The organism is Mesorhizobium sp. WSM4829, from assembly GCF_055811475.1.
Genome location: NZ_JBVVQJ010000021.1, coordinates 51,656 through 75,133 on the forward strand (window position 1 = coordinate 51,656; position 23,478 = coordinate 75,133).

At 64.0% G+C, this 23,478-nt stretch carries 20 protein-coding genes; 12 read left to right on the forward strand and 8 right to left on the reverse strand.

The features are described 5' to 3' along the window. Positions 1-200: 200 nt before the first annotated feature. The 8 genes from AC0L17_RS20255 to AC0L17_RS20290 all read left to right on the forward strand — a co-directional run bounded on the left by AC0L17_RS20255 (position 201) and on the right by AC0L17_RS20290 (position 10,082). Positions 201-1,139: a GntR family transcriptional regulator gene (locus tag AC0L17_RS20255; RefSeq protein ID WP_473517132.1), complete on the forward strand. Its 939-nt coding sequence runs from the start codon at positions 201-203 to the stop codon at positions 1,137-1,139. 17 nt (positions 1,140-1,156) lie between these two features. Further along, on the forward strand, positions 1,157-2,440 hold the full coding sequence (locus tag AC0L17_RS20260) for a glycosyltransferase (RefSeq protein WP_473517133.1): 1,284 nt from the start codon (positions 1,157-1,159) through the stop codon (positions 2,438-2,440). A gap of 37 nt (positions 2,441-2,477) precedes the next feature. Further along, on the forward strand, positions 2,478-3,830 hold the full coding sequence (locus AC0L17_RS20265) for a glutamine synthetase family protein (protein ID WP_473517134.1): 1,353 nt from the start codon (positions 2,478-2,480) through the stop codon (positions 3,828-3,830). 2 nt (positions 3,831-3,832) lie between these two features. Further along, on the forward strand, positions 3,833-5,134 hold the full coding sequence (locus AC0L17_RS20270; RefSeq protein ID WP_473517135.1) for an NAD(P)/FAD-dependent oxidoreductase: 1,302 nt from the start codon (positions 3,833-3,835) through the stop codon (positions 5,132-5,134). Between the two features lie 163 nt (positions 5,135-5,297). Beyond that, a complete protein-coding gene (locus AC0L17_RS20275) occupies positions 5,298-6,329 on the forward strand; it encodes a BMP family protein (RefSeq protein ID WP_473517136.1) in 1,032 nt (343 codons plus the stop codon). Positions 6,330-6,574: 245 nt separating this feature from the next. Further along, entirely contained in the window at positions 6,575-8,086 is a 1,512-nt protein-coding gene (locus AC0L17_RS20280) for an ABC transporter ATP-binding protein (RefSeq protein ID WP_473517137.1), read from the forward strand. Then, a complete protein-coding gene (locus AC0L17_RS20285; protein WP_473517138.1) occupies positions 8,086-9,138 on the forward strand; it encodes an ABC transporter permease in 1,053 nt (350 codons plus the stop codon). Before AC0L17_RS20280 ends, AC0L17_RS20285 begins: the two co-directional genes overlap by 1 nt. Then, positions 9,138-10,082, forward strand: coding sequence for an ABC transporter permease (locus tag AC0L17_RS20290; protein ID WP_023800524.1), 945 nt, complete (start codon positions 9,138-9,140; stop codon positions 10,080-10,082). Before AC0L17_RS20285 ends, AC0L17_RS20290 begins: the two co-directional genes overlap by 1 nt. Before the next feature lie 20 nt (positions 10,083-10,102). On the opposite strand, the gene AC0L17_RS20295 is transcribed toward AC0L17_RS20290, so the two are convergent. The 4 genes from AC0L17_RS20295 to AC0L17_RS20310 form a co-directional block, all read right to left on the reverse strand. Further along, positions 10,103-10,423, reverse strand: a complete 321-nt coding sequence (locus AC0L17_RS20295) for a hypothetical protein (RefSeq protein WP_473517139.1) — start codon at positions 10,421-10,423, stop codon at positions 10,103-10,105. Between the two features lie 4 nt (positions 10,424-10,427). Then, positions 10,428-10,736 (reverse strand): YggT family protein, encoded by a 309-nt coding sequence (locus tag AC0L17_RS20300; protein WP_473517140.1) that lies wholly within the window; start codon positions 10,734-10,736, stop codon positions 10,428-10,430. Between the two features lie 107 nt (positions 10,737-10,843). Next, entirely contained in the window at positions 10,844-12,709 is a 1,866-nt protein-coding gene (locus AC0L17_RS20305; RefSeq protein WP_473517141.1) for a sodium:solute symporter family protein, read from the reverse strand. 14 nt (positions 12,710-12,723) lie between these two features. Then, a complete protein-coding gene (locus tag AC0L17_RS20310; protein WP_473517142.1) occupies positions 12,724-12,978 on the reverse strand; it encodes a DUF4212 domain-containing protein in 255 nt (84 codons plus the stop codon). Positions 12,979-13,279: 301 nt separating this feature from the next. On the opposite strand from AC0L17_RS20310, the gene AC0L17_RS20315 reads away from it, so the two are divergent. Continuing rightward, on the forward strand, positions 13,280-13,912 hold the full coding sequence (locus AC0L17_RS20315; protein WP_473517143.1) for a hypothetical protein: 633 nt from the start codon (positions 13,280-13,282) through the stop codon (positions 13,910-13,912). A gap of 6 nt (positions 13,913-13,918) precedes the next feature. On the opposite strand, the gene AC0L17_RS20320 is transcribed toward AC0L17_RS20315, so the two are convergent. Then, positions 13,919-16,069: a DUF294 nucleotidyltransferase-like domain-containing protein gene (locus tag AC0L17_RS20320; protein ID WP_473517144.1), complete on the reverse strand. Its 2,151-nt coding sequence runs from the start codon at positions 16,067-16,069 to the stop codon at positions 13,919-13,921. Between the two features lie 273 nt (positions 16,070-16,342). On the opposite strand from AC0L17_RS20320, the gene AC0L17_RS20325 reads away from it, so the two are divergent. From AC0L17_RS20325 to AC0L17_RS20335, 3 genes are all read left to right on the forward strand, one after another. Then, positions 16,343-16,735, forward strand: a complete 393-nt coding sequence (locus AC0L17_RS20325) for a hypothetical protein (RefSeq protein ID WP_023800517.1) — start codon at positions 16,343-16,345, stop codon at positions 16,733-16,735. 201 nt (positions 16,736-16,936) lie between these two features. Continuing rightward, on the forward strand, positions 16,937-17,092 hold the full coding sequence (locus AC0L17_RS20330; RefSeq protein ID WP_473517145.1) for a hypothetical protein: 156 nt from the start codon (positions 16,937-16,939) through the stop codon (positions 17,090-17,092). Positions 17,093-17,223: 131 nt separating this feature from the next. Continuing rightward, positions 17,224-18,162 (forward strand): LLM class flavin-dependent oxidoreductase, encoded by a 939-nt coding sequence (locus AC0L17_RS20335; RefSeq protein WP_473517180.1) that lies wholly within the window; start codon positions 17,224-17,226, stop codon positions 18,160-18,162. Between the two features lie 52 nt (positions 18,163-18,214). On the opposite strand, the gene fhuB is transcribed toward AC0L17_RS20335, so the two are convergent. The 3 genes from fhuB to AC0L17_RS20350 are packed head-to-tail and all read right to left on the reverse strand — an operon-like array spanning position 18,215 to position 23,281. Beyond that, complete coding sequence (gene fhuB / locus AC0L17_RS20340; protein ID WP_473517146.1) at positions 18,215-20,221, reverse strand: Fe(3+)-hydroxamate ABC transporter permease FhuB; 2,007 nt, start codon at positions 20,219-20,221, stop codon at positions 18,215-18,217. Further along, positions 20,218-21,099 (reverse strand): ABC transporter substrate-binding protein, encoded by an 882-nt coding sequence (locus tag AC0L17_RS20345; RefSeq protein WP_473517147.1) that lies wholly within the window; start codon positions 21,097-21,099, stop codon positions 20,218-20,220. Before AC0L17_RS20345 ends, fhuB begins: the two co-directional genes overlap by 4 nt. A 7-nt stretch (positions 21,100-21,106) precedes the next feature. Next, on the reverse strand, positions 21,107-23,281 hold the full coding sequence (locus tag AC0L17_RS20350; RefSeq protein ID WP_473517148.1) for a TonB-dependent siderophore receptor: 2,175 nt from the start codon (positions 23,279-23,281) through the stop codon (positions 21,107-21,109). Between the last annotated feature and the right edge of the window lie 197 nt (positions 23,282-23,478).

Genomic DNA, 23,478 nt, shown 5'->3' on the forward strand with positions numbered 1-23,478 from the left:
CGTCGGACCAGCGCTTGCGACCATGCCGCCGCTTCGATCCTGTTCCCCGGTCTTTTTATTGCCGATTGAACTCACAGTACTATTGCAGAAAAAAGTACGTCAATCCATAATTTGTCAAAATCGCCGCGAAATCCAGCCGATCGCGCCCGCAAGGGCAATCGGTCAAACCGCGGCGGTCGAGCCCGTTCACGAGAAACGCCATGCAAGCCGTTGCCAGACGCCCGCGTACCAATCATCTTGAGCTCGCGCAGCGCATTCTCGACGTGGCCCGGCAGCGCGGCTTCGAGGCTGGCGCCCATCTCCCGGAACAGCAGATCGCCTCGCTCTGCAACGTTTCGCGGACCCCGGTGCGCGCCGCGCTGCGCCTGCTCACCGAAAAAGGCGTCGTACGCTGGGAAGCCGAATCCGGCTATCGGCTGGCCGTCGACCTCACCAAGCAGGCGACCCTTGCCACTGACCTGCCAAGCGCCGAGGAGGACGAACTCGCGGAGATGATCCTGCGCGATCGGTCGGCGCGCCGGCTGGATCAGACGGTGACCGTCGGCGCGTTGATGCGGCGCTACAGTGCCGAACGAAAGACAGTACAAAAAGCGCTAAAGAAACTGACAGACGAAAATCTTCTGGATCGCGCACCGGGACAGTCCTGGCTGTTCAGGCGGGCGCCTGACGATCCAGAGGCACAAGGGGAAAGCTACGAGTTCCGCCTGCTGCTCGAACCCGCCGCCATTCTGGCGCCTGGCTTTCGGCTGGACGGGACCCGCGCGGCAGCCTTGCGCCAGGGCATGGAGGCGCTGCTGGCGCTGCCCGACCCCACATTCGATATCAGAGAGTTCCAGCGGCTGGACATCGACTTTCACGGCATGATCGCCGACGGCTCCAGCAACCGCTTCGTCACCGACGCGCTGTCCGATCATCTCAGGCTGCGCCGGCTGCCGGGGACCTATGCCGGCGTCAACGTCTTCCGGCTGAAGCAATCGCTGCGCGAGCACCTGACCATACTCGACCAACTGGAAAGCCGGCAGTATGAGGTTGCAGCCGATCTGCTTCGCGTCCATCTGCGATTGTCCCGCAGCCAGCGACCGCAGGCGGCCAGTCGCGGCGCCCCCGCATTGTTCGGCATGATCAGCCGGCCGGATTGACGAGGACCACGAGAACCGTGACGCGCAAAACCAGCCCGACTATCGCGTTGTTTCCCGAAGCGAGCTTCGGTGCCGCGCTCAATTGCGTCGGCATCGCGCAGGCCTTGCGCGCAAGGGGTGCGCGGCCGGTGTTCATCTGTCACGCCGGCTTTTCCGGCGTGTTCGCCGACTACGGGTTTCAGGAATACCAGTTGCCGACCGACGATCCGCTGACCGACAGCGAACGCCAGAGCTATTGGCAGGCTTTCGTGCGCCGGCATCTGCCGCATTTCAGGCTGAGCCCGATCGACCAGCTCGAAACCTACGTCGCCCCGACCTGGCAAGCGATCGTCGATACCGCGGTCAATGCCGAGGCGCCGCTGCGCAAATTGCTGACCCGGTTGAAGCCGGACGCCGTGGTGCTCGACAATGTCATCATGTTTCCAGCACTTGCTGCCGCCGGTTGCCCATGGGTGCGCGTCGTCTCTTGCGCCGAGACCGAGCTGCCCGACGCCGATGTACCACCCTATCTGTCCGGTCTCGCCGCCGACGACCCCGATCGCGCGGCCTTCGAGGCGCGCTACCTGGCAGCCGTCGCTCCGGCTCATGACCGGTTCGACCGGCTTCGGACCGACGCCGGTCTTGCACCCTTGCCGAGGGGCCTTTTTCTCGAAGCTTCGCCCGATCTCAATCTGCTGCTGACCCCGACGATCGTGCGCAGGCAGCGCGCCGAGCCGCTCGACCCGGCCCGCTTCGTCTATCTCGAAGGCTGCGTCCGTTCGGAAGGGCCGTTCGACGTGCCGGTCTTTCCACGCAATGACGGGCCGCTGGTCTATCTCAGCTTCGGCAGCCTGGGCGCGATGGATGTCGGCCTGATCGAGCGCATGCTCGCCGTGTTCGACCGGCTTCCGGCCCGCTTCATCGTCAATGTCGGCGGTCTGCGCGACAGCTATCGCGCGGTTCCGGACAATGTCTATCTCGACGCCTGGTTTCCGCAGCCGTCGGTTGTCGCGAAATCCGACCTCTTCATCCATCACGGCGGCAACAACAGCTTTTGCGAAGCGCTGCGTTTCGGCGTGCCGTCGCTGATCATGCCCTATTGCTGGGACGGGCACGACAATGCGCAACGCGCCGAGGAAACCGGCGTCGGCCGCCACCTCAGCCGCGATGGCTGGAGCGACGACGAACTGGAAAATGCCATCCTTGGCCTAATGGCCGATGGCGAGATGCGCTTTCGTCTCAAGGAGAATGCAGCCACCATGGCACGGGCGCCGGGAACCGAAATCGCCGCCGAATCCATTCTCGCCCTCGTAAGGACGTGACCTGATGCTCAACACCACGACAACGGATGCACCGCAAATGACCCCAACGGACGATCCGAAGCGATGGCTGGAGCAGCAGGGGATCAGGGAAGTCGAATGCCTGGTGCCGGACGTGAATGGCGTGTTGCGCGGCAAGGCGTTGCCAACGGCCAAGTTCCTGAAGTCGCTCGAAGACCGCACGCTCTACCTGCCGAGCAGCGCCTTCCTGGTCTGCATAGACGGCCGCTATTCCGGTTCCAACGACGAGGGCTTCGCCTATCAGGATCCCGACATGCGGATGGTGCCGGATGTCGCGACGCTCTGCCTTGCGCCCGGCGCTGGAGCTGAAAAGGCCTATGTCTTCGCCGATGCGTTTCACATGGACGACCGGCCGTGGATGGCCTCGCCACGTCATGTGTTGAGAGCCGTGCTCGATCTCTATCACCAGCGCGGCTGGCGGGCAGTGGTGGCGCCGGAGCTCGAATTCTACCTGACGGCGCCCAATCCCGATCCCGATCGGCCGCTGATCGCGCCGGTCGGGCGCAATGGCCGCTCCGAAACCGTGCAGCACCCCTATGACATGGCGGCGCTGGAGGAATTCGAGCCGGTGATCCAGCGGCTCTACGACTATGCCGCAAAGGCCGGGCTGCCGCTCGATACGCTGATCCACGAGTCAGGCACGGCGCAGTTGGAGATCAATTTCCTGCATGGCGACGCGCTGCCGCTGGCCGACAAGGTGCTGCTGTTCAAGCGGATGACGCGCCAGGCCGCGCAGCAATACGGCATGCATGCGACCTTCATGGCTAAGCCGATCGCCGCACAAGCCGGCAGCTCGATGCATCTCCACATCTCGGTCGTCGACGAGGGAGGGAATAGTCTGTTTGCCGGGCGTGACGATGCCGACACCGAGATGTTCGGGCATTTCATCGGCGGCCTGCAGAAATACATTCCGGAGGTGATGCCGCTGTTTGCGCCGAACGTGAATTCGTTCCGCCGCATCCGGCCGAACCACAGCGCCCCCGCCAACATCGAGTGGTCGCATGACAATCGCTCCTGCGGCCTGCGCGTGCCGGCCGGCGGGCGGGCCGCGCGGCGGGTGGAAAACCGGCTGCCCGGCGCCGATGCCAACCCCTATCTGGCGATGGCCGGCTCGCTGCTCTGCGGCTATCTCGGCGTCGAGGAAAAGCTCTCGCGTTCGCCCGAGGCATCGGGCAACGCCTATCGCAGCAAGAGCACGCTGCCGAAAACCATGGAGGAGGCGCTCGACCGTTTCGCCGCCTGCAGTCCGGTTCGGGACCTGCTCGGCGAGGATTTCGTCCAGACCTATTTGCGCGTCAAAAGCGTCGAGCTCGACCTGTTCCAGAGCGTCGTCACCAGCTGGGAACGCGACCACCTGCTGCTCAAGGTCTGACTATGAGCTTGGATTCTGGGGGCTTCAATTCCGGCCTGGACATCGGCAGATCCTACTATGTCGCGACCGCCAATCCTGCCCCGGATCATTCGGCGCTGCAGGGCGACGTCGACGCCGATCTGGTGGTGGTCGGCGGCGGCTGCACCGGCCTGTCCGCAGCCCTTCATGCCGCCGAGCGCGGGCTGAAGGTGGTTCTCCTCGAAGGCGGCAAGATCGGCTGGGGGGCGTCGGGGCGCAATGGCGGCCAGATCATCCCCGGCCTGCGCAAGGGCGCCAAGGGCCTGGTCAAGCTTTATGGGCCCGAGCGGGCGCGGGCGCTTTTCGCTCTCGCCCTTGAGGCGCGCGGGCTGGTGCTCGACCTGATCGAGCGCCATGCCATCGATTGCGACCTCCGGCTCACCGGCCATCTGGCCGGTGCGATAAACGGCTCCGACCTCCGCGACCTCGAGGAAGAGGCCGAGTGCCTTGCCGTCGTGATGAACTTTCATGACGTCGAGATGCTGTCTGCAGCGCAGGCGCGTGAAATGGTGAACACGCCCTATCACGGCGCCATGTACGAGAAACTCGGCGGCCATATGCATCCGCTGAACTACACGCTGGGTCTTGCCCGCGCCACGGCAGCGGCAGGCGTCACCATCCACGAGAATTCGGTGGCGCTGCGGCTGGAGCGGGAACCTTCCATCCGGGTTTCCACGGCCAAGGGCACGGTCCGGGCCCGGCATGTCGTGTTGGCCGGCGACGCCCTGCTTCAGGGGCTCGAACCGCGCGTCAACAGCCGCATCATGCCGGTCGGCAACTACATCATCGCCACCGAGCCGCTTGACGACACCAGCGACGTCATCCCAAGCAATGCCGCCGTTTCCGACACACGCTTCGTCGTCAACTACTACCGGCTGTCGGCCGACGGCCGCCTGCTGTTCGGCGGTGGCGAGCGCTACACGCCGTCGCCGCCCGCCGACATTGCCGGCTTCGTGCGGCCGCATATGGAAAAGACCTTTCCGCAATTGCGCGGCCGCCGCATCGAGCATGCCTGGGGCGGGCTGGTCTCGGTGACGACATCGCGCCTGCCGGATGTCGGCCACTATGGCGAGGTCTATTTTGCGCATGGCTATTCAGGCAAGGGCGTGATCCTGTCGACGCTGTCGGGAAAGCTGCTTGCCGAGGCGATCACCGGCGATGCGTCGCGGCTCGATCTGTTTTCGACGCTGAGGCCAATGCCGTTTCCCGGCGGTACCGCACTGCGCGGCCCGCTCTATGTCCTCGGCATGCTCTGGTACGCCATGCGCGACCGCATCAAGCATTGAGCAAGCGATCCACTGCCGCCGTGGTCTTGCGACGGAGGGCGGCAACGCAGCTTCGCGACAAATTTGACCATGTGGACAAAGGTCGGACGCCGTTCCATAGTTCCCTCGCCTGACATCCAAAGAAACAGCCGGCTCGACACGGCGCCAATCAGAGGGGCATGCAATGGAAAACGGGAAGAGCAAAATCCAGTCGAAACGCGAAGGACTTTCGCGACGCAATTTGCTGGAACTCGGCGCGCTCGGCCTGGCGGCAGCCATGCTGCCGGGCAGTGCCTTGGCGCAGGACAAGAAGCTGAAGGTGGCGGCGATCTTCGCCACGCCGACCGAGGAGCCATGGGTCCACCAGATCCATGTCGCCCTGCAGAGGGCCGAAAAGGAACTCGGCATCGAGTACAAATGGTCGGAGAAGGTGCAGACGGCCGATTTCAGCCGTGTGATGCGCGAATATGCGCAAGGCGGCTATGAGCTGGTGCTGGGCGACGCGTTCGCTGCCGAACGCGAATCCCGCCGCACCGCTAAGCAATTTCCGAAGGTCGCCTTCCTGTTCGGCTCCGGCGCCGGGCCGGCCGAGCCGAATTTCGCTGTCTTCGACAACTGGATCCACGAGCCCGCCTATCTCTCCGGCCTGATCGCCGGAAAGATGTCGAAATCAGGCACGATCGGCGCCGTTGCGGCGATGGGCATTCCGGAAGTGAACCGGCTGGTCAATGCCTTCTTTGCCGGCGCCCGCGAGGTCAATCCTGACATCAAGAGGAAGGTCGCATTCATCGGCTCCTTCTTCGACCCGCCCAAGGCCAAGGAAGCGGCTATCGCCCAGATCGACGCCGGCGTCGACGTGATCTATGCCGAACGTTTCGGCGTCATCGAAGCGGCGGTCGAGAGGAAGATCCTCGCCATCTCCAATATGTCCGACCAGTCCAACCTCGGCCCGGACACGGTGATCACGGGTCCGGTCTGGGATATGTATCCGACGGTCGAGCATGCGATCAAACTGGTCAAGGCCGGCGTCTTCACCGCGCAGGATTACGGCGATTTCTCGCGCATGGCCAAGGGCGGCTCCTTTCTGGCGCCCTATCACAAATTCGACAAGACGCTGCCCGCCGACGTCAAGGAACTGGTCGAGAAGAAAAAGGCCGAAATCCTCGACGGCAATTTCCGTGTCGTCGTCGACGAGAACACGCCGGTTTCGGATTGAGCGGTCTTTTGGGGTTGGCGCTGCACCCCCCTCTGGCCTGCCGGCCATCTCCCCCTCAAGGGGGGAGATTGGCAGCTTCGCCGACAGCGCTTCTTTTTCAGCGTTGACGATTTGCGAAAGCTGAGGTGACGTCCAATCTCCCCCCTTGAGGGGGAGATGGCCGGCAGGCCAGAGGGGGTGCAGCGCCTCCCGTCGATCAAAAGCTGAATCGTAGACCCAATTCCAAATCAGGAGCACCCTCGCCTTTGCCTGCCCCTCTCATCGAAATGCGCGGCATCTCCAAGAGCTTCGGCGCCGTCATGGCGAACGAAGCCGTCGATCTCAGCGTCGCGCCGGGCGAGATTCTCGGGCTGCTCGGTGAAAACGGCGCCGGCAAGACGACGCTGATGAACGTGCTGTTCGGCGCCTATGCGTCCGACGCCGGCGAGATCCTGGTTCAGGGCCGGCCGGTGACGATCAACAGCTCGGCCGATGCGCTCGCCGCCGGCATCGGCATGGTGCACCAGCATTTTCACCTGGCGCCGCGGCTTTCGGTGCTGGAAAACCTGCTGATCGGCATTCCCGGCAAATCGGGCCGGATCGACCGCGCCGGCGGGCTGGCGCGACTGGCGGATATCGGCCGCCAGCATAGCCTCACGCTCGATCCGGATCGTCCCGTCTCGGCGCTGTCGATCGGCGAGCAGCAGCGGCTCGAAATCGTCAAGGCGCTGTTTCGCGGTGCAAGGCTGCTGATCCTCGACGAGCCGACGGCGGTGCTGGCGCCGACAGAGGTCGACGGGCTGTTTTCGGCGCTGCGGTCGATGACGGCCCAGGGTCTCGGCATCATCTTCATCTCGCACAAGCTCAACGAGGTCAGGGCGTTGACCCATCGCTGCGTCGTGCTGCGGCACGGCCGCGTAACCGGGCGCGTCGATGCACCTGCCAGCACGACATCCTCGGAGATGGCGCGGCTGATGTGCGGCCACGAGATCGTTCCGCCGGCCAGGGGACCGTCGACACCGGGTGCCGCGGTGCTGACCCTGGACGGCATCTCGACGTCGCGCCATTCCGGCATGGCGCTGCGCAATGTCTCGCTTTCGGTGCGCGCCGGCGAGATCCTCGGCATTGCCGGTGTCTCGGGCAACGGCCAGCGGGCGCTTGCCGAGGTGATCTCCGGCGTTCGCGCGCCCGATGCCGGGCGGATGACGATAGCCGGCAAAGCTGTCTCGCGGTTCTCGCCGCGCGAGGTGCAGGCGCTCGGTCTCGGGCGCATCCCGGAAGACCGCATGACGACGGGACTGGTCACCAACCTGCCGCTTGCCGATTCGATGGTGCTGCCGCGCATCGGCACCGGGGCGTTCAGCCGCAACGGTCTGCTCAGGCCCGATGCGATCCGCGCCTTCGCCGAGGCGCAGATCAAGGCCTATGACATACGCTGCCCCGGGCCGATGACGCGTGCCGGAGCGCTGTCCGGCGGTAATCTGCAAAAGGCGCTGCTGGCGCGCGAACTCGCCTTCGACCCAAAGGTGCTGATCGTGTCGCAGCCGACGCGCGGCCTCGACATTGGTGCGGCGCGCTTCATCCACGAAAAGTTCCTCGACATGCGCGCCAGGGGCTGCGGCATCGTCGTCATCGGCGAAGATCTCGAAGAGCTGCTGATGCTCTGCGACCGTATTGCGGTGATGTATGAGGGGCGCATTGTCGGCACGCTGGACAGCGCCGACGCCACCATCGCGCGGCTCGGACTGATGATGACCGGAGCGGGGGGCGATAGTTGATGTTCCGCCTCGAAGCCCGCACCTCAACGCCCGCCTGGTTCAACCTGGCTCTGCCGTTGCTGGCCATCGGCGCGACATTGGTGCTGTGCAGCGGCCTCATCGCCCTGGCCGGCGCCGGGGTGATCGAGGCCTATGGCGTGATGTTCTCGGCGTCGCTGGGCGACAGCTACGCGATCACCGAAACGCTGGTGCGTGCAACACCGATGATCTTCACCGGCCTTGCCGTGGCGGTCGCCTTCCGCGCCAAATTCTGGAATATCGGCGCCGAGGGGCAGCTGCTTGCCGGCGCGGTGGCGAGCTGTGCCGTCGGCGCCATCCCGATGCCGGGGCCGCTCGCCATGCTGCTGATGGCGCTCGCCGGCGCCGCCGCCGGCGCTACGGTCGCCCTGGTCCCGGCAACGCTGCGGGTGAAATTCAAAGTCGATGATGTCGTTAGTTCACTGCTGCTCAACTCGGTCATCTTCTACGCGTTGATGGCGCTGATCGAAGGCCCGTGGAAAGACAGTTTCAGCGGGTACCCGATCTCGCCGCCGATCGAGGATTCAGCCAATTTCCCGGTGCTGCTCGAAGGCACGCGGCTGCACCTCGGCGTCGTGGCGGCGTTCCTGGCCGCACCGGTCATCTGGTTCCTGATCATGCGCACGACGCTCGGCTTCAGGATCAGGGTGATCGGCGAAAATCCCGAGGCCGCGCGCTATGGCGGCATCCATGTCGAGCGGGTGCTGATCTCGACGGCGCTGCTGTCCGGGGCGCTCGCCGGGCTTGCCGGCGTCAGCGAAGTCGGCGGCGTGCATTTCCAGGTGATGAGCGACATCTCGCCGGGCTATGGCTATTCCGGCATCGTCGTCGCCATGCTGGCGAGGCTCAACCCGCTTGGTGTGATGCCGGCGGCGCTGTTCCTCGCCGCCGTCATGACCGGCGCCGAGGCGATGTCGCGGGCCACCGGCGTTCCGGCCTTCCTCAGCGACGTCATCCAGGGCACCGCGCTGCTCGCCATGCTGGTGGCGCTGCTGTTCACGGTCTATCGCATCCGCCGCGTCGGAGCCGCATGATGAGCGTCGTGCTCGAACAGATTTTTCAGGTCGGCTTCCTCGCCGCGATCATCCGCATCGCCACGCCTTTGGCTTTCGCGACGCTGGGCGAGATGTTTTCGGAGCGGGCCGGCGTGCTCAATCTCGGCATCGAAGGCATCATGCTGTTGTCGGCGATGACCGGCTTCACCGCGACCAGCCTCAGCGGCAGCCTGTGGCTCGGCGTGCTTGCGGCGGTGCTGACCGGTGCGCTGATGGGTGCCGTGCATGCGCTGTTCACGGTGGCTCTCGGCCTCAGCCAGCATGTCTGCGGCATCGGCGTGACGCTGTTCTCGTCGGGCCTCGCCTATTTCCTTTACCGGCTGATCTTCGGCCAGCAATCGGTGCCGCCCAGCATCAAGAGTTTCGAAACGCTGCCGATCCCTGTTCTCTCCGACATCCCGGTGCTCGGACCAGCCGTGTTCAACCAGTTTTCGCTGGTCTACATGGCGATGGCAGCCGTTCCCCTTGCCGCCTTCGTGCTCTATCGGACTCCATGGGGCCTGTCGGTGCGCATGGTCGGCGAAAATCCGCGCGCCGCCGATTCGGCCGGCGTCGGCGTCATCGCCACTCGCTTCCAGGCGGTGATCCTTGGCGGTGCCCTGATGGGGCTGGCCGGGGCTTTCCTGTCGATGGTGCAGTTCAACGCCTTCACCTTCGGCCTCGTTTCCGGGCGTGGCTGGGTGGCGATCGCGCTCGTCGTCTTCGGCCGCTGGGATCCCTGGCGTTCGGCAGGGGCCGCCCTGCTGTTCGCCTTCGTCGACGCCCTGCAACTGCGCATGCAGGCGAGCGGGCTCGGCCATATCCCCTATGAGGCGTTCCTGATGCTGCCCTTCATCTTCACAATCGTCGCCATGGCGGTGATGTCACGCAACGCCGTCGCGCCTTCGGCGCTGCTCAAGCCGTTCCGCCGCGAAGAACGCTGACAGGGCGGGGAAGGGAATTCTCAGCCACCGCTTAGCGCCCGCATCACATTCGGCAGCGCCGGCAGCGTCAGCAAAACCGTGCCGGCAAGCCAGATCGACGCGACAACGATGCTTCTGGGGCGCGCCGACCAGCGTTCATAGAGAGCGGCCGGGATGCCGGCGAGCATGATGGTCATCGTCGACAGGATCAGCGCACTTGCCATGTAGACGATCTGACTCAGGGGAGGCGCCCAGCCCGGATACCAGACCGGATAGAACAGGAACACCATCAGCACCCACGGTGAAAAGATGCCGTTGACGATGGCGACCGCCATGACCGGCACAAGAGCGTTTTTGTCCATTGCCTCAACCCCCCTGCGAAGCCATCGGCGCAATGCCGAAATTGATCAGCAAGACGAGATAGAACACGCGCAAGGCCATAAGCCAGAGCACGCTGAAGGCGATCACCACCGGCTGGGTCAGGATCGACGGCGTAATGGTCCGCACGACCCGCAGGAACGGGTCCGTGACAGTCTTGAAGAAGCGCCAGATGTAGTTGTCCCAGCTTTCGGGCACGAAAAAACCGAGCACGAGGCGACCGATCAGCGTGTACATCAGCGCGGCAAGGACGAAATTCGGGATGTGGAAATACCAATAGGACCAGAAATCGTTCATGGGGGGGTTCCAAGCAGCGGCGGCGCCGCGTTATGCCAGCGACGCCCCCGAAATGAAAGCGGGGTCCGTCACCGGACCCCGCCTTGAGCGCCGATCGCTATGCGCGATCAGGCAGTCTTTTCTTCCATCATCTGCTTGCCGCGCGGCACGCGGATTTCCTCGATGAAATCCTGCATATCCCGGGACGGCGCCCTGGTGAGAAGGCTGACGATGATCATCACGGCGAAGCCAACCGGCAGTCCGAAGGCCGCCGACGAAATGTTCTTCACGCCCCACCACAGTTCCATATTCGGCGTCGCCTTGTCGAAGTCGGCGCCGTACTGGGTCATGACAAGGTAGAAGATGGTGATGCTGAAGCCCGCGATCATGCCGGCGACCGCACCGGCCGAGTTCGCCCGCTTCCACCAGACGCCGAGCACCAGCGCCGGGAACAGCCCGCCGGCGGCAAGCGAAAACGCCCACGACACCATCGACAGGATGTCCGACGGCTTGGTCGACGCGACGTAGGCGGCCAGCACGGCGACCATAACCAGCAGGATGCGGGACACGATCAGGCGCCGCGACGTCGGCGCATTCTGGTCGATCATCCTGTAGTAGATGTCGTGGCTGAGCGCGTTGGCGATGGCCAGCAGCAGGCCGTCCGCCGTCGACAGCGCGGCGGCAAGACCGCCGGCGGCGACGAGGCCCGAGATGACGTAAGGCATGCCGGCCATTTCCGGCGTCGCCAGCACGATCATGTCGGCGTTGAGGTTGATGTCGGCAAACGAAAGTGCCGTCACGCCCTTTTCGGCGCAGGCCGCGACGATCGCCGCGGAGTCTGTCGCCGCCTTGCCGCAGATCTGCACGAGCGTATTGTCGGCAGCGGCCCAGCGCATCATCCATCCGGCTTTCTCGGCGATGTTCTCGGGCGTCAGACCCGACGCCACCAGGTCGAGCATCGTCCACTTGGCGAACGCCGCATAGGCAGGCGCGGTGAAGTAGAGGATGAAGATGAACAGCAGCGACCAGGCGACCGAGACACGCGCTTCACGCACCGACGGGGTGGTGAAGTAGCGCATCAGGACATGCGGCAATGACGCCGTTCCGACCATCAGGCAGAGGATGAGCAGGAAGTAGTTCTTGGCATCGTAGCCGCCATGCACGAATGGGGTGATGTGATGCACGGTGATGCCCTGCGCCGTCTCAAGCGCGGTGATGTTCGCCAGCGCCTGGCCTTGCATCAATTGTGGGATCGGCACGCCGGTTTTAACCGTCGACATCCAGATGACAGGGATGAGATAGGCGATGATCAGCACGATGTACTGGGCGACCTGCGTCCAGGTGACGGCGCGCATGCCGCCCAACATGGAGCACACCAGGATGCCGGCCAGACCGACATAGACCGCGACATTGAAGTCGATGCCAAGGAAGCGGGCCGAGATCAGCCCGGTGCCGAAAATCTGCGCGACGACATAGGTGAACGAGCAGGAGAACAGAACGATCACGCCGATGAAGCGGGCAAGATTGCCGCCGTAGCGCGCCGACAGGAAGTCGGGAACCGTGTAGGCGCCGAACTTGCGCAGATAGGGCGCAACGAGGATGGCCACGAGCACGTAGCCGCCGGTCCAGCCGAGCACGAAACCGAGGCCGTCATAGCCGAGCAGATAGAGTGAGCCGGCCATGCCGATGAAGGAGGCCGCTGACATCCAGTCGGCGCCGGTCGCCATGCCGTTGTAGAGCGCCGGTACGCGGCGCCCGGCGACGTAATATTCACCGACGTGCATGGTGCGGCTCAGGATGCCGATCACCGCGTAGATGACGATGGTAAAGCCCATGAACAGGTAGCCGATGACAACATTTTCGACGCCCATGGCGCTCAAGATGGCCATCAGGATGATGAAGGCTATGAAGCCGCCGGTGTAGATGCCGTAGATGCGGCCGAGATTGGAGGTGAAGTCGCCTCCGCCTGCGGTGGTAGATGTCGTGTTAGCCATTGACGTTCCCCCGATCAATCTTCATGGACGCCATGCTCTTCGTCGATCGCGTTCTGGCGCCGTGCGAACCAGAACAGCATGACGACGAAGGCGATGAGCGAACCCTGAGCGGCCATGTAGAAGCCGAGCGGAAAACCAAAAATGACGATGCTGTTGAGTTGCTCCACGAACATGTGGATGACGTAACCGAAGAATACCCACAGGCCCAGCATGGTGAACATGAGGCCCTTGGTCTTGTTCCAATAACTTACGCGGTCTGGCGTCGCCATAGCTTGAACCCTCCCTTGGTTGGCAGCTTGCGAACCGTCTCGACCGCAAGGCGCCGTTTAAAGCTTGCCTCTTCCGCTGACGCGGAAGCCCTCCGGCATAGGTCGCGGCCAGGTATAGAATCAGCCGACCGTAACTTTGTATGAGTATCACTTCTTGTCGCGCCTGTTCATACGACTTTAGAATCGGTGAGAGGACTGGAGAATCGGTGGGAGGACTTGATTCGGTAAGAGGGCTGGCGGTGCGGCGTCGCGAGGGCTAAACGGTCAATATCGGTTGGAACAAGACCGAAGGGAGAGCGCCATGGGCCTGCTGAACAATTTGTTGCCCGAGTTCCTGCGCAAGCCGCAGCCGATCGTCAGCGTCGGCGAACTGGCTGACTTCATGGATTCTCGCGCCGCCTTCCTGGCCCAGAAAAGCATCGTCGAGTTCTGCCGCGTCAGGGCAGGAGTCTACTGGCAGAAGCTGTTCAGCGAGAAGGAGTTCCAGGCGGCGCTCAACCATTCACGCTGGCGCGCCTACCCTGCGTGTTACGCCATGATGGCGGAAATGGTGGAGGGTGCGCTGCGCCAACCCGCCGGCTTGCGCCAGCGAGGCCTGCCGGCGGCGCTGGAAAAAGTCGCCCTGGCAAGCTTCTCCAAATATGCCGTTCCGGCGGGCTCGCCCGCCACTTTCTGGGAGGACGCCGCCGAGCTTACACGTCAGCGCCTCGCCGCCACCCAGATCGGCCCGCCGCGGCCGGTGCGCGAGATCCCCGAGCCGCTGGCGCGAACGGTTTTCGAGATGGTCCCGATCCACCCCAATCTGCTGACCAACGATTACGACTATATCTTCAACTTCCTGAGAATGAATCTGCTGCGCGCGCATGAGGATTTCCTGGTGCAGGCCGACCGCAGCGCCCTCGTCGACCAACTGCTTGGCGCCGCGCGCAGCTGAGTTTGTTTACTGTCCGAGCGTCGCCGGCGATGCGAACATCAGGTCCCGCACCAGGTCGGGTGCCGACTGAAGGCGCTTGATGAGGCTCTTGAGCTGTGCCTGCTGATCGCGCGCCAGCGCATTGATCTCGACGCGGTTGGATGCCGGTATACCGGCGTAGATGTCACGCGTCTGCTGAGCGAGCAGCAAGCCGACCAGCATGGCGTGGCCGGCCAGCATCGCCTTCATGTCGGGCTCGCCGCCAATATCCAGGGCGATCAGTTGCTCGAGCCGGGCACGCGTGCTCCGCTCGCGGATGCCGTGGCGAATTGCAAGCGTGCGTGCGGTCGCGACGATTGGAAAAAGGCCATGCTTCTTGATGTCCAGCCGGCCATTTTCAAGCTGAAAGCCGCCAAAGACAGTGAAGGGACTGCCGGTCGTCATCTGCTCGCCGAGCAGCTTCGCGAACACCGGCTCGGCGTGGGCACGGTCATAGGCATATTCGATGAACTGCGCGGCCAGCGTGGTGTCGCCATGCACCGGCCGCAGGTCGTAGACGATATCGACGTTGAGCAGGTCCTGAGGCCGCAGGCGACGAACCCAATCCTCGACGCGCCGCTTCCAGGTGGAGAGGCTACCGCGGAAGGCGGCATTCGAGGCCATTACCCCGCCTTTGCAATACGGCACGCCCGAGATGTCGAGCATGTCGGCGAGCCTGGCGCCGAGATTCTGGAACCAGCTGTCTTCGGGTCCATCCGGCTCGCCATCTGCGAAGACGATTGCGTTGTCCTGGTCGGGGGCCATCAGGCTTTCGCCACGGCCGCCTGAGCCGAGCACGAGCACGGCATAGGCGCAGGGCGGCGGGCCGTGACCTTCGATCTGCATCTGCTGTTCGGCAAGCACGGCGGCGCGGCGGGTAAGCGAGCAAAGTTCGTCGCTGATGATTTCCGCCACCACGCGCGGGTCGATTGCTTCGCCGAGGAGCGAACGTACCACGCCCGGCAGCATCGACCAGCTGGCCGCCAGTTCGGCGCCATCCCTGGCATGTTCGATCGTGTCGTCGAGATCGATGGCAGCGGCGGCGCGGAGCCTCAGCAGGTCACGCGCCGAAAGCACGCCGACCAGCATGCCGCCGTCGTCGCGGACGACGAGGTGGCGGACTTTCAGCCGATCCATGCGGCCGATCGCCCGGTAAGCGAAGGCGGCGGCGCGGATGCTTATCAGCGGTCGCGTTGCGAGGCTTGCGACCGGCATGTCAAAAGCCCGCTCGGCGTCGGACGACATGCGGCGCAGCAGGTCGCGCTCGGTAACGATACCATAGTTCTCGATCGCTTGATCCGGCGTTCCACGCTCCGACACGAGGACCGAGCTGATCTTGCGCTTGACCATGAGGTCGATGACCTGCCTTGTCGGTTTGGTCGACTTCACCACGACTGGCGGGCTGCTCATGAGGCTGCCGACGCGATGGCGATAGGCATAGGGATCAACCGGCTGAAACGCCGGAGCCTGGGGTCGCGACACCGGCTCGGCCCAGCCGGCGCGATGGCCGGCTTCGAGAGCGTCCGAAAGGACAAGGCAGGCAACCTCGGCCTCTCCAAGTGTTCGGATGTTGCGTTTGCGCAACTCCGGAATCAACGCGGCATAGATGTCTCCGGCCGCAATCGCATCGCCCAGAGCCGAATGCCGGCCGGTTATCTCCAGGCGAAGCCATCCGGCGATCGTTTCCAGCGAATGGTCTGCCAGATTGGGATTTGCTATGGTTGCAAGAAGCCGGACGCACAGCGCCCGAGGCTTTTTCCAGGGCAATTGGGCGCGTCGGCATTCGCGCTCCAATACCGCCAGGTCGAAGCCGATCGAATGGCCGACGAGGATGCGGTCGCCGACGAACTCCTGGAATTGTGCCCATGCATCCGGGAAGCTGCCGGCTCCGTCAACATCGGCATCGGTGATGCCGTGGACGAGCGAAGCCTCGGACGGGATTGCTTCACCGGGATCGATGAGGAGATCGAGCTGAGTTTCCCGGACGACCTTGCCATGCGCGATGCCGATCGCGCCAATCTGGACCACGCGCGCCTTGGTGGCGTCGGGCCCGGTTGTTTCGGTGTCGACGGCGGCAGCCGCAATTGCTATCAGCGGTGTCGCGCCGCTCGCCGGCTTCAATTCCGTCTCCTTCGGCATAGCCGATAGCCTTCCTCTGCCGGATGTCTTGCCCAGACAACGCCTGTCCTAGACAGCGCCTGTCGATGCCGGAAAGGTTCGATTCTGCTTTGCCATGCAACATAGAGCGCGCCGGGCGGGCCGTGTCGATGGCCGTATTTCAGGCTGTTGGGTTCGCAAAGTTGCGCTGGGGAGTTGCGCGCCTGCACGTCCAGGCGGCACATTCGCCTTAAAGTGATTTGATACGGTCGCAGCGCTCGCACATTGTCGGCGAGCTTGCTGCCGAGGGCGCCGATGGATGAGATCAGGCGGGTTGCTGTGGGGTGCATCGGGCGCGCCGTCATGTTCGGCTCGCTTGCCATTGGCTGTGTCATGGTCGGATTCTCCTTCAACCCGGTGTCTGCATTTCGCTCCGGCGCGTTCCTCACGCTGACCATGGTTCTGGCGCTGATGTGGAAAGCCACGACCGCAGCGTTCAAAAATCCCAAGCACACCGAAGTCTGGCTCTACCTCGATGAGAAATCGCGCCCAGCCGATGCCTCGGCACGACGGGTGTTCGGCACCATCATGGGCGACGTTTATAGACTCTACGCCCGGATCGCGCTCGGCGTCGCGGTCGGGTTCTTCCTTGTGTCGCTCGTGCTGATGCTGTTCGGCCTGGAAGCTTACAGGCCGCCCGCCAACTAGGCGGCCGCTCCGCCCATCCCTGCCCGCCCGCACGACCGGGCGTTTTGCCACCGGGCCGATCGGCCTCGGAAAGTGCCGCGCTAAGCAGCAAACAAACCAAATTGTCCTCAGGTTGGAGAAAAACATTCTAAGGATCGCTGGAAAATAGCACTCGACAAAGTCTACTGATTTAATAGATTAACCGCCGAGACGGAGGTCGATATGTCCTATTTCCAGAACGCCCACACTGCCCGCAAAGGCCAAAGGCTCGGTTCTGACCAGACTTGGCGGCCAGCCTATGAGGGCGCCTTTGCCTATCTCGTCTTTGCCCTTGCGTTCGTGTTCACCGGGGCGGTCGTTCTGGGTTTTGTTCCCTGACTATGGAGCCCGCGAGTCATCGGGCCTGACTAAAGGGATAGCTGTCTGCCGTTTCGCGATATCGGAGTTGAATGAACCGAGTCCCGGTGCGCTTTCGCGCGCTTGACCCCAACGTGATGGAGGAGATGGCAATGCCGTTCGAGTTCACGCATGTTCCCGGTAAAACTCACCCGGCCGACCCAACCGCGCCGTTTTTCTACGATTTCGCGGAAACCGCGACAAAGCTGTCGCTGATCGAGGACATCGGTTTCCAGAAAATCGTCGTCGACGATCCGGCTGGGCTGCTGACCAATATGGATATTGCCGCCCGGGCGCTGGACCGCACTTCTTCGCTCGAGATCGTTCTCACGCATTGGGCTGGTGTGATCGACCCGACGGTGGCGGCACGGCAATTGGCGGCCCTCGACGCGAAAAGCGGCGGTCGGCTGTCGCTCAGGATGCTCAGCGAGCCGCTGAACGACGATGATGCCGAAACGCGTCCGGTCGGTCATACGGTCGTCTGGCAGCGCGTCGATGAATATCTGGTGCTGCTGAAACGGTTGTGGTCGAACGACAGGCCGTTCGACCATGAAGGCGCCTTCTACAGCGTCAGCGGCGGCTATGTGCCGCGCAAGGGGCCGCGTAGCGCCGGCGTGAGCGTCCGCATGGGGGGACGGTCCGGAACGGCGCTCAGGGTCGCCGGGCGGCATGCCGATGTCTTCGAGCTGACGCCGGGTTCGCTCGACGAGATCCGGCAACTGATGGAGCGGGTGCGCAATGCCGCCGCCGAACACGGTCGGGCCGGCAAGCTGCGTTTCGCGCTTCCCGTCCGGATCCGTTCGGAGGGCAACGCTTCCGGCCAGAAGGCGGTCGAATTTGTCGGACCGCCGGCACAAGTCGCGCTTTCCCTGCTTCCTTATGCTGCCCTGGGAATCGAGGAATTCATGATCGTCGGCGTCGACAGGCCACGCGAGATCGCAATGGCTGGCCGTGAAACGATCGCGCTGCTGCGCAACACTCTGGCGCGCCGCGAGGCTCCACCGCCCGGGGCGTTTGCGCCTCGCGTGATCCGCGAAGCACGCGCCGGCTGAGCGCGTGCTATGCGCTTTGTGGCCGCCAACCCGAAGCGCGTGGCGGGGCCGCTCATTGCCGGCCTTTCCACATCAGCACCATGAAGTAAGGCCCGCCAACCAGGGCAGCTAGCAAACCCGCAGGAATCTGCCACGGGAAAATCAGCATCCGGCCGGCCCAGTCGGCGGAAACAAGCATCATGCCGCCAAGCATCGCCGATGCGAAAAGCTGCGGCAAGGCGCGTCGAAAGCCGAGCATGCGGGCCAGGTGCGGCGCCATCAATCCGACGAAGCTCAGCGGCCCGATGACCAGCGTGGCTATTGTCGTCGGCACCGAGATAAGCACCAGGAGCACGACCCGCACGCGAAACAGGCCAAGCCCGAGCCCGCGCGAGGCGGCTTCTCCAAGCGGCAGGATTTCCAGCCAGCGGCTGGTGAGGGGCACGATGGCGAGCAGAGCAGTCGCCGCCACGGCGGCGATTGTGGCATCGGCGGCGGTGGCCCGGTAGGTGGAGCCGGACAGCCAGCCGATCAGCGTATCGAGCCGAGGATCGCCGCTGGCGAGCATCACCGCCGAGAATGCCGACGCCATCGTCGCCACGGCGACGCCGGAAAGCAGCAACCGATCAGGCGCGAGGGGCTGCTGGCGGCCGGTCGGCGAAACCATCGCCAGGCTGACCAGCGCCCCGACGAGACCGGCCGCGATCATCGCCGGACGGTTGACACCAGAAGTCGCGACGAAGAGCAGCAGTATGCCTAGCGAGGCGCCGCCTGAGATACCCAGCACCTCGGGCGCCGCCATCGGATTGCCGGTCATCCGCTGCATCAGCGTGCCGACCACGCCCAGCATCATACCCGCGCAAACCGCGACGGCGATGCGAGGCGCCCTGAGCGGCAGCAGGTCGGCAAGTTCGGCGGCCGAGGCGACGTGCCAGCCGGCCGCGCCTCGCCCGACAACAAGCGCGGCGCAGAGAAGAAGCGCCATCGCGATGAGCCCGAGCAGCAGATAGGCCCACCCGCTGCGCCTGCGCACGGAAGCCAGCATGGTGCCGTCCCGGTCCGGGCTGGTGCGCAATTTCGGCAGGAGAAGAAACAGCAGCGGCGCACCGAGGAAAGCAGTCGCCACGCCTGCCGGGATTTCGGAGGTAAACGGCAGGACCTGCACCAGCCGGTCGGTCAGCCACAACAGCATGGCGCCCGCAAGCGGCGCCCAGATCATGCGCTGGCGCAGGGTCCGTGCGCCGGCGAGCCTGACCAGCGCCGGCGCCGCAAGCGCCACGAAGCTGATGACGCCGACGGCTGCGACCACCATGCTGCTCAGCCCGACGGCGACGGTCATCCCGGCCAGCCGTGTCACTACGGGTTTCGTGCCGAGGCTTTCGGCTCCCTCGTCGCTCAGGTCGAGAAGCCGCAGTGGCCGGAGCAGAAGGAAGGCAGCAATGCCGGCCGTCGCCAGCCATTGCGCGAACCCGAGCACCACGGCATCGCCGTTCTGGATCAGCGAACCGCTCTGCCAGATGAAGAGTTCCTCGGAATATTCGCGGTTGGCCGCCATCAGCAGGGCGCTCGCCGAACTGCATGTGAGGCTGACCACCAGGCCGGAAATGATGATCGCGACCGGCGAGAAACTCCGGCCCCGGGCCAGAGCCAAAACCGCCAGCGTCGACAGGGCGCCGCCGGCGAGCGCCACCCATTCGCGACCTTGCTCCAGCAGCCACGGCGCGTAGAGCGTGGCGATCGTCAGGGCGATGGTGGCGCCTGCATTGGTGCCGATGGTCGTCGGCTCGGCGAGCGGATTGCGCAGCAGTTGCTGGAGCAGCGTGCCGGTCAGGCCGAGCGCCGCGCCGGCCAGCAGACTGATCGCCAAACGCGGCAGGAAGGCATGCCGGTAAAGCAGCTGCCGCGGATCGGCAAAGTCGGTCGCCCCGAGCGACTGCCACCACATGTCGGCGGGCAACAGGCGCAAAAGCCCGGCAGCGGTGAGATAGGCGGCGAGCACCGCCGGCACGCCGACGAGGGCGACGAGCATCCCTGCCTTGAAACGAGCACGATGGCCGGCCGTGGACTGCATGATGGTCATGCCCGGGCCAAAAACGTCGCAAAACGGGCAGCGGCTGCTAGCCCGCCGAACGGCCATACCGGCGGGATTGTCCTGACGTTGCCGGCCTTGACGCAGGGAAGGTTCGCCCAGAGGCTGCTCTGGTCGATCCTGATCTTCACATGCGGCGGGATCGGATCGAGCGAAATCACGCGGGCCTCGCCGATCGCAACCAGCTCTTCGATGCCCAGCATGGAAAAGCCCCAGCTATCGGTCGGCGCCGTCCAGGCGTTGGTGAGGCTCAACCTGTCGAGCACGTCCTGGAACAGACTGCCCTTGCCGTAGACACGGACGTGACGATCGTCGAACATGCTGACCACCGCGAGCGGCTGGTCTGCCCGCCCTGAAAACTGTGCCCTGATCTGGGCGATTGCCGCCGCCGTTTCCTGGATGAGGCGCTGAGCCTCAGCCTCGCGGCCGAGCTTTGAGCCAAGTTTCAGCGTTTCAATCTCGGCCTGGCGATAAGGCGCTTCGGTGCCATCGTAGAAGGGCACGGTGTGCAGTGGCGCGATCCGCCTGAACGGAGCTTCGTCCAACCCATAGCCATAGGCGCCGGTGATAAGGTCGGGCTTGAGTTCGAGGAGCAGTTCGAGATTGGGCTCGCCGCGCGAGCCGAGATCGAGGCAGCTGGCGGGAAGAGCCGGACCCGCGACCCAGTCGCGGTAGCCCTTGGTATCGGCGACCGCCACCGGGCCGATCCCGAGCGAGACGACCATCTCGGCCGAGGTCCACTCAAGGCAGGCGATCCGCGGCTGCCGCGCCGCATGCGCCGGGTCGCCGCGCAGGCCGAGGCTCGTCGCGGCCAGGCCGGCCAGGCACCGGCGCCGCGTCAGTGGCGCCAATTGGGTCCGGGCCTGCACGCGCGGGTCACCATGTGTACTTCACCGAGCCGTTGATCCGGCGACCCTCGCCATAAAAGCAGCCGAAGCTTTCCGCGTAGCAGGAGGCGACATAGCGCTTGTCGAACAGATTGCTGACATTGAGGTTCAGCTCGGCGTTCCTCCATTCGTAGTGGAGTGCGGCATCGACAAGCGTGACTGCCGGCACTTTGAAAGTGTTGGCGTCGTCGCCGAAAGTCGAGCCGACATAGCGGATGCCGGCGCCGAGCCCGAAGCCTTCCAATTTGCCGCTGCCGACGGTGTAATTCGCCCACAGCGAGGCCGCATGCTCCGGCACGCCGAATGGGGTGTTGCCCTCATCGCTGATTGTCTCGCCACTATCGTCATCGACGGTGATCGAGGTGGCCCTGGTGATCTCGGTGTCGAGATATGTATAGGCCGCCCGGAAATCGAAGCCTGAATCGAGGCTGGCAACAGCTTCCAGCTCGATGCCGCGCGACCTGATCTCGCCGGTCTGGAAGATGTCGTTGGGCGCGCCAACACCGCCATAACGTACGACATTCTGCCGGGCTAGGTCGAACGCCGAAACGGTGACGAAGGCGTTCCAGCCGACCGGCTGGTATTTCAGCCCGACCTCGTACTGCTTGCCGGTTTCGGGCACGAGCGGATTGCCGTTGCTGTCGGGGCCGGACACCGGCTGGAACGATTCGGAATAGCTGACATAAGGGGCAAGGCCATTGTCGGCGAGATAAAGCAGACCGGCGCGGCTGGTGAAGGCGTCGTCCTTCTGGCGAGGATTGAAAGCGCCGGCCAGATTGTCGTGGACTTTCGCGTCGGCCCAGTCCTGGCGGCCGCCCAGCGTCAGCCGCCAGTTGCCCAGCTTGATCTGGTCCTGCGCGTAGAGGCCGACCTGCGATTGGGTGGTGTCGGTATCTGTATAGGGCGTCATTTCGCCGACCGGATAGCCATAGGCCGGGTCGAAAATATTGAAATGATCGTCGATCATATCGTTGCTGGCGGCATAGTCGCGGTAGGTGTAGCGCTTGTAGTCGAGGCCGAGAAGCAGCGTGTGGGCGAGCGGCCCGGTGTCGAAATCGGCCTGCGCCTGATTGTCGATGGTCACGCCGCTGAGCCTGCTGCCGCCGGCATCGGCATAGCGGGAATAGTCGCCCTCATCATTCAGAAGCCCACCGCCGAAGACGCCTTCCTCATAGTGCTTCAGATAGACGTAGCGGGCATGCTGGCGAACCTGCCATGTCTCGTTGAGGCGGTGATCCAACTCGTAACCGATCGACGCCTGGTCGTTGTCGTAGGTGTCGAAGCCCGGTTCGCCGACGAACATGCTGTTCGGCAGGTATTTTCCGTCCCTGCCCGGCCTGATCGTGCCGTATGCCGGCAGATACTGCATCGCCCAGCCGGACCGGTCGCGCTGATAGTTGGCGAGGATGGTCAGGCTGGTATCGGCATCGGGCTGCCAGGTCAGCGCCGGCGCGATGAAGATGCGGTCGTCCTCGACGAAGTCTGTCTGCGTATCGCCGGTGTGGGCGGCGCCGGTGAGGCGGAACAGCAGCGACTTGTCGGCGTTGACAGCCCCGCTGAAGTCGAACTTTCCTTCATAGCGGTCGAAGCTTCCGGCGCCGAGCTCAACCTTGCGGAGGGTCTCCTCGGTCGGACGCTTGCTAACATAGTTGATGATGCCGCCAGGACTTGCCTGGCCGTAAAGAACCGATGCCGGCCCGCGCAGGATTTCGTAGCGTTCGGCGCCGTAGGAATCGAGCGCCGTGAACAGCGTGAAATTACTTTCCTTGAGCTGCAGCCCGTCCTTGTAGAAGACGCCGCTGGAGTTCGAAATGCCGCGCATCTGCAAGCCGTGGCCACGATTGTCGGTGCCGTAGAGATTGCCGGTTGCGCCTGGCGTATACCGCAGCGCGCTGTTCAGGCTGTCCACCGCCTGCGCTTCCATCTGGTCTTTGGTGATGACCGATATCGACTGCGGCGTCTCGATCAGCGGTGTTTCGGTCTTGGTAGCGGTGGAGCCCTGGGTGGCGACATAGCCGTCGACCGTCCCAAAGGCGCTTTCGACGCGTTCCTGAATATTGATCGGGTCGAGGGTGGTGGTCGCCTCCTGCGCGACGGCGTGACCACCGCCAAGCAGCACCGGCAGCGACATCGCCGCGATCAGCAGGTTTCGGCGCGCAGTCACTTCGCTTTGAGTTCTTCCGCGACCTGAACCAACGATCATCTCGGCGCGCTCCACATTTCGTGTTTCGACGCAAAATCCGGCGCGTCACGACATTTTGTTGACTCAAAAAGTCATCTTCATTGTTGACTAGTAAACTCATGTTTCATAGTCAACCGGACATCGGCGCCCGCAAACCGGATTGCCGAAAACCGGATTTC